Origin of the sequence: Streptomonospora nanhaiensis, from assembly GCF_026642255.1 — a bacterium.
Classification (GTDB): domain Bacteria; phylum Actinomycetota; class Actinomycetes; order Streptosporangiales; family Streptosporangiaceae; genus Nocardiopsis; species Nocardiopsis tropica.
This window is the reverse complement of the sequence record NZ_CP113264.1, coordinates 7,224,243-7,235,223: the sequence shown is the minus strand read 5'-3', so window position 1 is coordinate 7,235,223 and position 10,981 is coordinate 7,224,243. Positions and strand designations below refer to the sequence as shown.

Genomic DNA, 10,981 nt, shown 5'->3' with positions numbered 1-10,981 from the left:
CGGGGAGCCCGCGGAGTGTCGTCGGTCATGCGCCGCGGGAGCCGGAGGCCTCGGGGAGCGGCTTCCCATTGTCCTCCCCCCGGGGCAGTGCCGGGGCAGGGGAACTCGGCCAGGTGGGCGTTTCGGTGCGGTTTGGTCCTGTGGATAACCTCACTGCCCGAGATCGGCCTCGCATGCGGGCGCGGCGGGGTATCCACAGATCCAGGGCGTTGTCCACAAGTTGTCCACAGGTTTATCCACAGGATGGCAGATCTCTGTGCACAGTGCGGAGTTGTCCACAATTCGCAGGTCAGTGCATGTGTAGGCGGGATGGCTCGTGGGCCGGGCGTGGAGCGGGGCGGTGGCGTCAGAAGTTATCCACAGGCTGAGGTTATCCACAGAAGTGGGCGGACGTGGAAGTCGCACGGACCTGTGGACAACAAGTTGTCCACAGGCTGGTGGGTCCCGGTGCCGGAGGGGCCCGGGGTCCGGGCGGCCCCGGAGGCCGGGCCGGCGCCGCCGCGGACGGGTCTGATTTGACCGCGACCACACCAGGTCGTATCTTCTTTATGCTTATGCCGACCATCCTGCCTGCGCACGTGTCGTCACGGTTGCGCGGCTGCGGTTCATGCACCCTGGGACCCCGCATATCCTGGGGGTCCGTCGTAGTACTTTCCTGACACGCCCCTGGAGCCAGTAGTGAGCAAGCGTACGTACCAGCCGAACAACCGGCGTCGCGCGAAGGTCCACGGCTTCCGGCTGCGCATGCGTACGCGCGCCGGTCGCGCCATCATCGCCTCGCGGCGCCGCAAGGGGCGCGCGGCGCTGACCGTGAGCCACTAGGCCACGCTCAGCCCCAAGTTCTCAGGGACCGGTCCGGCCTTCTCGCCGGCCGGTCCCTTTTTCGTGGGGAGAAGTCCCGACACCGGAGGAGCGCGGATGCTGTCGCCGAGGAACCGGATGCGCCACAGTGCCGAGTTCGCCTCCGTCATGCGCTCCGGCAGGCGCTCGTCGCGCGACGCCGTGGGCGTCGTCTACCTCGCACCCGCGCCCGGAACCGCCGACCCGGCGGTTCCCGCGGACCCGCCGCGCGTCGGCTTCGTCGTCAGCAAGGCGGTCGGGGGAGCGGTGGTGCGCAAGCGCGTCCAGCGTCGGCTGCGCCATGCCATGCGGCCCCTCTTGGCTGTTCTGCCAAACGGTAGCCTGCTGGTAGTGCGTGCCAAGCCCGCCGCCGCCTCCCTGCGGCAGGAGGACCTGGCCGCGCAACTCGACAGCGCGATCGCCGCGGTGGTGCGCCCCCGCGGATCGTCGTCGCGTCGCCGGCGCGGTCGCGGGGGAACCCGGCCGCCCGAGGCGGACCAGGCGAAGAGCGAAACAGCGGGGAACCGCCGCCCGGACGAGGGCGGAGAACGGTGGGCGAGCCGATGACCGAGCACAGACCGACGGCGTTCGCGCGTGTGCTGATCCTGCCCATCCGGGGCTACCAACGCTTCATCAGCCCGCTCTTCCCCCCGGTCTGCCGTTTCTACCCTTCGTGCAGCACGTACGCCGTCCAGGCGCTGCGGGTGCACGGAGCCCTCTACGGGTCGTGGTTGGCGATCAGGCGTATCGGCCGTTGCCACCCCTTCAACCCGGGGGGTCTTGATCCGGTTCCGCCGCCCAGGGGGCGCCGGAACGAGGAGTCCGAGGAGTCTACGGGCGAGGCCGGTCACGCCGGAACCGCTTCCGGGGACCAGTAGCTGAACCGAAGCAAATAGGAGTTGGCCGGTGCTGGACTGGCTTTACAACATCGTCGGCTGGATCTTGGTCCAGATCCACGCGGGTCTGACCTTCGTCGGCCTCGACACAGACAGCGGTTGGGCCTGGGGCCTGTCCATCGTGCTGCTCACCGTGCTCATGCGGCTCCTGCTCGTCCCGCTGTTCGTCAAGCAGATGAACACGCAGCGGAAGATGCAGGACATCCAGCCGAAGATCATGAAGCTGCGGGAGCGCTACAAGCACGACCAGCAGCGGCTCCAGCAGGAGTCCATGAAGCTGTACCAGGAGAGCGGCACGAACCCGATCATGGGTTGCCTCCCGCTCCTCCTGCAGATGCCGGTCTTCTTCGCGCTCTTCAGCGTCCTGCGGAGCGTCGCCGAGGGCAACGCCCAGTACAACTTCACGCCGGAGCTGGTGGAGAGCGCGCGCCAGGCGCTGATCTTCGCGGCCCCGGTCGCCGCGCAGTTCAACAGCTCCCCCGAGGAGCTGACGGCACTCGGCGCCACCGACCCGATCATGGCCAAGGTCATCATCGCGATCGCCTGTGTGGTCATGGGGACCACGACCTTCCTCACGATGCGTCAGAGCATGAAGCGCAGCATCTCGCAGATGCCTGACAACCCCATGATGCAGACCCAGAAGATCATGATGTACATGGCGCCCCTCTTCGGGCTCTTCGGTCTGGCGATGCCCGTGGGCGTGCTCGTCTACTGGGTGACCTCCAACGTCTGGACGATGGTCCAGCAGCACTTCCTCTACCGGAACCAGCCCGTTCCCGGTCAGGCCGACGACAAGGCCAAGGGCGGCGCCTCCCCGAGCGGTTCCGCCAAGGGCATGCTGGGTCGAAAGAAGGCTGCCGAATCCGCTCCTGAGCCGAAGGAACAGCCTAAGATCGAACGCAAGCAGCCGAAGAAGCAGCCGCGCTCCAAGCGCTCCGGTGGCGGTTCCCAGTAGGGGCCTCCCGGCTTCGCGTCGGTTGCGGGGACTTTCGAGTGCGCAGGCGACAATGCCCCTGAGGCGTACGACGGCCAGGGCGTGATGGATGAGGAGACGGGATCGCTGTGGGCAGTAGCGAGGAAGAGAACGGTGGAGTAGCGGTGGCTGAGGCGCCTGAGGCCGGAGTCGACGTCGAGGCCCTGGAGAACGAGGGCGACATCGCCGCGGACTACATCGAGGGACTCCTCGACATCGGGGACTTCGACGGCGACATCGACATGGACGTCGAGGGCGACCGTGCGATGGTCTCCGTCGTGGGGGCCACCCTCGACGAGCTGATCGGTGAGGACGGCGAGGTGCTGGAGGCCCTCCAGGAGCTGACCCGTCTGGCCGTCCACCGGGCGACGGGCGAGCGCAGCCGGCTGATGCTGGACATCGGCGGCTACCGCGAGGGCCGCCGCAAGGTGCTCTTCCAGATCGGGACCGAGGCCGCCGACAAGGTCAAGGAGTCCGGCGAGATCCACCCGCTGGAACCGATGACCCCGTTCGAGCGCAAGGTCGTCCACGACGCGGTGGCCGCTGCGGGCCTGCGCAGCGAGTCGGAGGGCGAGGAGCCCAACCGCTACGTCGTGGTGCATCCCGCCTCGTAGGACGATCATCCCCAGGGGGTGTCGGTGTTTCACGTGAAACACCGACACCCCTTCTCTGTGTCCGCCTCCTGTGCCCGCCTCCCGTGTGCGGCGGGCGGACGCCCCGGGAGAGGCCGCCCCGGGACGGAGCGCCTGCCGTGAGAGGTCTCCGGCCGCCTTGCGCGGTACCGGACCGCCGGGGGTGACCGTGAGGGCCCCGGTCGGGCGAGCGGGTATGTCGACACATCGACGGGCCGGGGTCGGCATGTCGCCGTGTCGATGTTTCACGTGAAACGCCGCGGGACAGAGAGCGGGGTGGGGGAGCGTTTCACGTGAAACACTCCCCAGGGAGGCTTTCGGAGAGTGAGGGCACACTGCGGACACGCCCTCGGGAAGGGCGTCACGTGAAACCCTGGTGCCGCCCGCACGTAGGATCATGAAGGATCTTTTCTCACGCGCGCGGAACCGTGATCCGCAGCGCGCATCCCCCTCTCCGACCGATGCCGCGCCGCGCGCGGAGTCCCGGGTGCGGCGGACCGAGCATGGAAGTGACGATGGACGAGTTCCGACAGGTGGTGACCGATGACCTCGGATGTTGAGGAGCCCGGCGCCGCGCCACCCGCCCCACCAGCACAGGCGGAGGCGGTCTTCGGTGACTCCCTGCCGAAGGCGCGGCGCTACGCCGAACTACTCGCCGACGACGGGGTGCGTCGCGGTCTGATCGGCCCGCGGGAGGTGCCCCGCCTCTGGGAACGCCACCTCATCAACTGCGCCGTCGTGGAGGAGCTGATCCCCGAGGGCGCCGAGGTCGTGGACATCGGCTCGGGCGCCGGCCTTCCGGGGCTGGTGCTCGGAATGATGCGCCCCGACATCCGCATGGTCCTCCTGGAGCCGCTGCTGCGCCGGACGGTCTTCCTCGACGAGGCGGTCGAGATCCTGGAGCTGTCCAACGTGGTGGTGCGCCGGGGGCGGGCGGAAGAGGCCCACGGGCAGCTGCTGACCGACTTCGTGACGGCCCGCGCCGTCGCGCCCCTGCCCCGGCTCGCCGGCTGGGCCCTGCCGCTCCTGCGCAAGGGCGGCAGCCTGCTGGCCCTGAAGGGGGAGCAGGCGGAGGCCGAGCTGGCAGCCGGCCGCGAAGACGTTTCCCAAATGCGGCCGAGCGTTAGCGATGTGATCAGGGTGGGGCGGGGTAAAGTCGATCCCGCTACCACGGTCGTTCGCGTCACGGTGACATCCGACGGTGGTCCGCCCGCGTCAGCAGGTTCCCAGAAGGCGCGGGGCGGCAAGAAGAAGCGCGGACGGAAGAGGTGAACTCATTCGTGCCCCAGAATCCAGCCGACAACGCCGATGTTTCACGTGAAACATCCCCGGGCGCCTATGGAGACCTGCTCGGTGATTCACGTGAAACACCGGCCGGATCCAACTACGGCGTCCCCGACACCCCCCTCGCCCGAGCGGCCCACGCGGCCATGGCGGTTCGCGGGCACGACGAGGTCTGGCCCCGCCCGGCGGCCTGCCGGGTGATCGGCGTCGCCAACCAGAAGGGTGGCGTCGGCAAGACGACCACGACGGTGAACATCGCCGCGGCCCTGGCGATGCACGGGCAGCGGGTCCTCGTGGTCGACCTCGACCCCCAGGGCAACGCCTCCACGGCCCTCGGCATGGAGCGCGACACGCAGACCCGCTCCATCTACCACTGCCTGGTCGAGGACGAGGAGATCCGCAAACTGGCCCAGCCGGTCCCGGACATCCCGAACCTGTGGTGCGCCCCGGCCACCATCGACCTGGCGGGAGCGGAGATCGAACTGGTCTCCCTCGTCGCGCGCGAGGCCCGGCTCAAGCGTGCCTTCGCCGCGTACGACACGTCGGACCTCGACTACATCCTCATCGACTGCCCTCCCTCGCTCGGCCTCCTCACGGTCAACGCGATGGTGGCGTGCGACGAGGTGATGATCCCGATCCAGTGCGAGTACTACGCCCTGGAGGGTCTGGGGCAGCTGCTCCGCAACGTGGAGCTCGTCCAGTCCCACCTCAACCCGGGGCTGGCGGTCAGCACCATCCTGCTGACGATGTACGACGGCCGGACCCGCCTCTCGCAGCAGGTCGCCGACGAGGTGCGCTCGCACTTCAAGGAGACCGTCCTGGACACCCTGATCCCCAGGAGCGTGCGCGTGTCCGAGGCGCCGAGCTACGGCCAGTCGGTGATGACCTACGACCCGGCGTCGACCGGGGCGGTGGCCTACCTGGAGGCGGCTCGCGAGATCGCCCACCGGGCGCGGGCGATCGCCGGCTGACGCCGGATGTTTCACGTGAAACACGGTCTCCGCCCGACCGGTGGGGCCGGGCGGAAAGTTCACAAGGAGTGTGGAGGGAGTTGCCGGTGAGCCAGCAGCGGCGCGGTCTGGGCAAGGGACTGGGGGCGCTGATCCCGCAGGGGCCGCCCGCCCCCGCCCCGGCGGAGAGAGAGCGGGAGACGGCACCGCCGCCCGCGCCGGAGCCGGTGGAGGTGCGTGACACGACAGCGGTGCCCGGCCCGGCCGAGATGCCGGACGGCACGTACCTGGAGGAGGTCAAGCTCTCCGACGTACGGCCCAACCCCCGCCAGCCCCGGAAGTACTTCGACGACGAGGCGCTGGAGGAGCTGCGGGAGTCGATCGTCGAGGTCGGTCTGCTCCAGCCGGTGGTCGTGCGCAAGCTGCCGGTCGGAGCGGAGGTCGGCTTCGAGCTCATCATGGGGGAGCGGCGGTTCCGGGCGAGCAAGCTCGCGGGGCTGGAGCGCATCCCGGCGATCGTGCGCAGGACGGACGACGACGAACTGCTCCGGGAGGCTCTCCTGGAGAACCTCCACCGGCAGCAGCTCAACCCCCTGGAGGAGGCGGCCGCGTACCAGCAGATGCTGGACGACTTCGGCACCACCCAGGCGGAGCTGGCCCACCAGGTCGGCAAGTCGCGCTCGCACATCACCAACACCCTGCGCCTGCTGAACCTCCCCGGCAAGGTGCAGACGCGTGTGGCCGCCGGGGTGCTCAGCGCCGGACACGCGCGGGCGCTGCTGGGGCTGGAGGACCCCGAGCTCCAGGACCGGCTCGCGGCCCGCGTCGTCCAGGAGGGGATCTCGGTCCGCTCCCTGGAGGAGATGGTCTCGCTCCGGGAGGCGCCGGACGACGACCGGCCCCGGAGGGCCGCGGAGCGGATCGCCACCCCGCCCCAGGTGGACGAGTGGGCCACGCGCCTCTCCGACCGCTTCGACACCACGGTCAAGGTCCAGATGGGCCGCAAGAAGGGCAAGATCGTGGTGGAGTTCGCGACACCGGAGGATCTGGCCCGCATCATCGAGCAGATGGACGCGCAGAACTCCTGAGCGTCCCCGGGGTGGTGGTCGAAGGCGGTGTTTCACGTGAAACACCGCCTTCGCGCCGCCCGGACTCCGGGGGCCGCGGTGCGTGTTTCACGTGAAACACGCACCGCGGGCGCGAAGTCGCCGGAGGTCGTCGTGGCGGCCCCGGGAGGGGTGCTCCCCCTGCCCGGGGCCCAGGACGCACGAGAGGCCCCCAGGGTGGACCTGGGGGCCTCTCGTCGCCTCTGGTGTCGCCCGCGTCCCGTTACAGGAAGTCGGCGAGCTCCTTCTCCAGGACGCGCTTCGGCTTGGCGCCGATGAGCTGCTTGACGACCTCGCCGTCCTTGTAGAGGTTCATCGTCGGCAGCGACATGACGTTGTAGGCGCGCGGCGTCTCGGGGTTCTGGTCGGTGTTGAGCTTGACGATCTCGATCTTGTCGCCGTACTCCGCCGCCAGCTTGTCCAGGACCGGGGCCATCTGCTTGCACGGGCCGCACCAGTCGGCCCAGAAGTCCACCAGGACGGGCTTGCCGCTGGCGAGGACCTCTTCCTTGAAGTTGGCGTCCGTGACGTGCTTGACAGTGGACATGGTTCTCCTTGGTTCACCTGGTGGCGGATGGCAGGGGGGAGGAACGCGGGCCCTCTCGGGCGGGCCCGCGGGAGGGCGGAGGCGTCAGTTGCCCCGCGCCGCGAGGAAGCGCTCGGCGTCCAGGGCGGCGGAGCAGCCGGTGCCGGCGGCCGTGATCGCCTGGCGGTACTGGTGGTCGACGACGTCGCCGCAGGCGAACACGCCCTCCAGCGTGGTCCGCGTGGACGGGAAGTCCACCTTGACGTAGCCCTCCCCGTCCAGCTCGATCTGCTTGTCGAACAGCTCGACCCGAGGGTCGTGGCCGATGGCGACGAACAGGCCGGTCACGTCGAGCGTGCTCGTCTCGCCGGACTTGTTGTTCAGGACCCGCAGGCCGGTGACGCGCTCCGTGCCGAGCACCTCGGTGACCTCGGAGTTCCAGAGGAAGCGGATCTTCTCGTTGGCCTCGGCGCGCTCGACCATGATGCGGCTCGCGCGCAGCTCCTCGCGGCGGTGGATGACGGTCACCGACGAGGCGAAGCGGGTGAGGAAGAGGGCCTCCTCCATGGCGGTGTCGCCGCCGCCGACCACCGCGATGTCCTGCTCGCGGAAGAAGAAGCCGTCGCAGGTGGCGCACCAGGAGGTGCCCCGGCCGGAGAGCTCCTTCTCGCCGGGCACGCCCAGCTCGCGGTAGCCGGACCCGGTGGCGAGGATGACCGTGTGCGCGAGGAAGGTCTCCCCGCCCGCGACGACCTCCTTGACCGGCTTGTCCAGGTTCACGGAGGTGACGTCCTCGGGGACCAGCTCGGCTCCGAAGCGCTCGGCCTGCTTGCGCAGGTTGTCCATGAGGTCCGGTCCCATGATGCCGTCGGGGAAGCCGGGGAAGTTCTCGACCTCGGTCGTGTTCATGAGGGCGCCGCCGGCGGTGATCGAACCCTCGAACACCAGCGGGCGCAGCTCGGCTCGGGCGGCGTACACGGCAGCGGTGTAACCCGCCGGTCCGGAACCGATGATGATGACATTGCGGACGTCACTCACGCTCGTAGGCCCTTCACACAGTCGCTGCCCTGGCCACGCGTCGTGACCTCAGGGGAAGATGGTTAGCACAACCGATGGTAGGTGCAGGGCATTCCCCCCGGGACATCCGCCCGGCTTACGGGGGCGGGGTATGCGTCGCGGGGGTCCGTGGCCCGGGTCCGCCGTTCAGGGGCCCCGCCGGTGGTCCTCCAGCGCCGCCCGGACCGCCACGGCGACCGCCCCCGCCAGGAGCCCCCACAGGGCGTTCGCGGCGAGGGAGGAGACGAGCGCGAGCGGATCGTCGAGCGGACCCCGGGGCCCGCCCGGCGTGATCGGTGAGAGCACGGCGACCAGCACGGTCGAGAACACGGCGTGGGCCAGGCCCGCGTACACGAGGGTGAGGAGCGGCCGGGGGACACGGGCGACCACGACCGCGGCCACCCACGCGACCGTGATCACGACGGTCATCCCCAGCGGGAGGTACGGTCTCCAGTCGATCGCCTCAGCGACGCCCGTGACGCCCAGCAGGGGCCGGAGCAGCGCCAGGGCTCCGAGGCCCAGGACGAGCGACCACGGGACACCGGAGAACGGTCCGGCGGACGGGGGCTGCGGCTGGTTCACGGGCGCCTCGCGGGGTCGTGGCGCGCTCGGCGCGCCGGGGACGGACAGCCCCGACGGTAGGGACCGCGGGCCCCCTCGCGCGTCCGGCGCCGACCGCGCCCCGGTACGCGGTCCCGACCGGTCGGTGTACGTCGCGGCGCGTAGCGGCGAGCGTCCCCGGTCCCGTGCCCGCCGGGGGACCGGTCCGTAGAATCACCGCATGCCCAGCGACCGCCAGGACGTCGTCGTCGACGCGCTGTTCGGGTTCGCCGTCTTCGCCGTGGTGGCGATCGCGGTCGGATCCGACGTCAGCAACAGGGGGAACCTCGCCCTCGGCTACGCGATGGCCGCGGTGCTCGGCGGCCTCATGCCGGCGCGGCGGCGGTGGCCGGTGGGGGTGCTCCTGGCGACGGCGGTGCTCATCGTCGCCAACTACGTGATCGACCTGCCGACCATCGGCCTGGCGGTCCCCGCCGCCGCGGCCCTGTACTCCGCGGCGGAGGCCGGCCGGACGGCGTGGTCGGCGGGCACGGCGGCGGCGCTGGTGGCGGTCTCCACGTTCGCCCGGCTGGGCGAGGGCCAGGACCCCGCCTACCTCCTGGGGTACGAGCTGCCCTCCACGGCGGCGATCATGGGCGCGGCCATCGCCCTGGGCCACGCGCAGTGGCAGCGGCGCCAGGCCGACCACCAGCGGGAGAGGGCCGCCCTCCTGGACGCGCAGGCGCGCGAGTCCGAGGCGGCCGAGCGGTTGGCGCTGGAGCGTACGCGGATCGCGCGCGACCTGCACGACGCGGTGGGGCACCATCTTTCGGTGGTGTCCCTGCACGCGGCGGTGGCGGCCGAGGCGCTGGAGGACGACCCCGCGGACGCGGAGGCGGCGCGTGCGGAGCTCGCGCACGTCACCCAGGCGTCCCGCGCGGGCCTGAGCGAGCTGCGCTCCACCGTGCGCGCCCTGCGCGACGCCGATCCGGGCGGCGAACGGACCTCCTCGCTCGCGCACCTGGACGAACTCGCGGACTCGGTCCGGGCGGCAGGTGTGGCGGTCGAGGTGGAGGGGAGGCCCGGGACCGGAGAGATACCGGGGATGGTGGACGCGACCGCCTACAGGATCGTGCAGGAGGCGCTGACCAACACGCTCCGGCACGCCCGGGCCGACCGGGCCCGGGTGGTCTTCACGAGGAGGGACGGTGTCCTGGAGGTGCGGGTGACCGACGACGGACGACAAGGCCCGTCCACCGCGGGCGGCGGCGCGGGCGAAGGGCCCGCGGTCGCCCCCGGGAGCGGGCTCGCGGGCATGCGCGAACGCGTACGCCTGGTGGGGGGCTCGGTGGAGGCGGGGCCCGGCCCCGGTGGAGGGTTCGCGGTGCACGCGCGGCTGCCGCTCGGAGGGGACCGGTGATCCGGGTCCTGCTGGTGGACGACCAGCCGCTCGTCCGCACGGGTGTGCGCGCGCTCCTGGAGCGCGACGGGGGGATCGAGGTGGTGGCGGAGTCGGGGAACGGCCGGGAGGCCCTCGCCGACATCGGCAGGTACCGTCCCGACGTGGTCCTGCTCGACCTCCAGATGCCCGCGGTGGACGGCCTCGCGGTCCTGCGCGAGCTGGGGCGTCGACAGGGCGACAGGTCGACACGGGCCCCGGGGCCGGAGCGTGCGGGGGAGGCCGGCGCGGATGCCGCGTCCGGCGGCCCCCGGGTGGTGGTCCTCACCACGTTCGGGGAGGACGACAACGTGTTCACGGCGCTGCGGCTGGGCGCCTCGGGGTTCCTCCTCAAGGACGCGGAACCCGGCGAGCTGCGCGCGGCGGTGCGGACCGTCGCCGCGGGGGAGGCGCTGCTGTCCCCCGCGGTCACGCGCAGGGTGATCGAGAGGGTGGCCGACACCTCGGTCCCCCCGGAGGCGGCCCGCCGCCTGGACGTGCTGACCGCCCGGGAGCGCGACGTGCTGGCCCTGGTCGGGCGCGGGCTGTCCAACCAGGAGATCGGCGCGGAGCTCCACCTGAGCCCCGCCACGGCCCGCACGCACGTGGGCCGCGTCCTGTCCAAGCTCGGCGCCAGGGACAGGGTGGGCCTCGTGGTCATCGCCTACGAGACGGGCCTGGTCAGTCCGGGCGGGTGACGGGGCGCGGGCGGGTCGACATGTCGACCTTCGCGGTCCCGC

The 10,981-nt window shown here is 71.1% G+C and carries 13 protein-coding genes; 10 read left to right on the top strand and 3 right to left on the bottom strand.

The window, feature by feature from the left end; all coding sequences use genetic code 11:
- Positions 1-678: 678 nt before the first annotated feature.
- The 8 genes from rpmH to OUQ99_RS31335 all read left to right on the top strand — a co-directional run bounded on the left by rpmH (position 679) and on the right by OUQ99_RS31335 (position 6,663).
- Positions 679-822 (top strand): 50S ribosomal protein L34, encoded by a 144-nt coding sequence (gene rpmH, locus OUQ99_RS31370; protein WP_013155858.1) that lies wholly within the window; start codon positions 679-681, stop codon positions 820-822.
- Positions 823-918: 96 nt separating this feature from the next.
- Positions 919-1,407, top strand: a complete 489-nt coding sequence (gene rnpA / locus OUQ99_RS31365) for a ribonuclease P protein component (RefSeq protein ID WP_267947355.1) — start codon at positions 919-921, stop codon at positions 1,405-1,407.
- Positions 1,404-1,718: a membrane protein insertion efficiency factor YidD gene (gene yidD, locus OUQ99_RS31360; protein WP_267947354.1), complete on the top strand. Its 315-nt coding sequence runs from the start codon at positions 1,404-1,406 to the stop codon at positions 1,716-1,718. The genes rnpA and yidD overlap by 4 nt, the downstream gene beginning before the upstream one ends.
- A 28-nt stretch (positions 1,719-1,746) precedes the next feature.
- The gene (gene yidC, locus OUQ99_RS31355) at positions 1,747-2,691 is read left to right on the top strand and encodes a membrane protein insertase YidC (RefSeq protein WP_267947353.1); all 945 of its coding nucleotides are present in this window, start codon (positions 1,747-1,749) and stop codon (positions 2,689-2,691) included.
- Between the two features lie 143 nt (positions 2,692-2,834).
- Positions 2,835-3,323, top strand: coding sequence for a protein jag (locus tag OUQ99_RS31350; RefSeq protein ID WP_267947352.1), 489 nt, complete (start codon positions 2,835-2,837; stop codon positions 3,321-3,323).
- A gap of 561 nt (positions 3,324-3,884) precedes the next feature.
- Positions 3,885-4,613: a 16S rRNA (guanine(527)-N(7))-methyltransferase RsmG gene (rsmG, locus tag OUQ99_RS31345; RefSeq protein ID WP_267947351.1), complete on the top strand. Its 729-nt coding sequence runs from the start codon at positions 3,885-3,887 to the stop codon at positions 4,611-4,613.
- Positions 4,614-4,771: 158 nt separating this feature from the next.
- Complete coding sequence (locus OUQ99_RS31340; protein WP_267947350.1) at positions 4,772-5,596, top strand: ParA family protein; 825 nt, start codon at positions 4,772-4,774, stop codon at positions 5,594-5,596.
- Positions 5,597-5,682: 86 nt separating this feature from the next.
- Positions 5,683-6,663 (top strand): ParB/RepB/Spo0J family partition protein, encoded by a 981-nt coding sequence (locus OUQ99_RS31335; RefSeq protein WP_267947349.1) that lies wholly within the window; start codon positions 5,683-5,685, stop codon positions 6,661-6,663.
- 241 nt (positions 6,664-6,904) lie between these two features.
- On the opposite strand, the gene trxA is transcribed toward OUQ99_RS31335, so the two are convergent.
- The 3 genes from trxA to OUQ99_RS31320 form a co-directional block, all read right to left on the bottom strand.
- Positions 6,905-7,228 (bottom strand): thioredoxin, encoded by a 324-nt coding sequence (gene trxA / locus OUQ99_RS31330; protein ID WP_267947348.1) that lies wholly within the window; start codon positions 7,226-7,228, stop codon positions 6,905-6,907.
- Between the two features lie 84 nt (positions 7,229-7,312).
- Positions 7,313-8,245, bottom strand: coding sequence for a thioredoxin-disulfide reductase (gene trxB / locus OUQ99_RS31325; protein WP_267947347.1), 933 nt, complete (start codon positions 8,243-8,245; stop codon positions 7,313-7,315).
- A gap of 165 nt (positions 8,246-8,410) precedes the next feature.
- On the bottom strand, positions 8,411-8,845 hold the full coding sequence (locus tag OUQ99_RS31320; RefSeq protein ID WP_267947346.1) for a hypothetical protein: 435 nt from the start codon (positions 8,843-8,845) through the stop codon (positions 8,411-8,413).
- Positions 8,846-9,044: 199 nt separating this feature from the next.
- On the opposite strand from OUQ99_RS31320, the gene OUQ99_RS31315 reads away from it, so the two are divergent.
- Both OUQ99_RS31315 and OUQ99_RS31310 read left to right on the top strand, forming a co-directional pair.
- Positions 9,045-10,223, top strand: a complete 1,179-nt coding sequence (locus OUQ99_RS31315; protein ID WP_267947345.1) for a sensor histidine kinase — start codon at positions 9,045-9,047, stop codon at positions 10,221-10,223.
- A complete protein-coding gene (locus OUQ99_RS31310) occupies positions 10,220-10,939 on the top strand; it encodes a response regulator (RefSeq protein WP_267947344.1) in 720 nt (239 codons plus the stop codon). Before OUQ99_RS31315 ends, OUQ99_RS31310 begins: the two co-directional genes overlap by 4 nt.
- Positions 10,940-10,981: the final 42 nt, after the last annotated feature.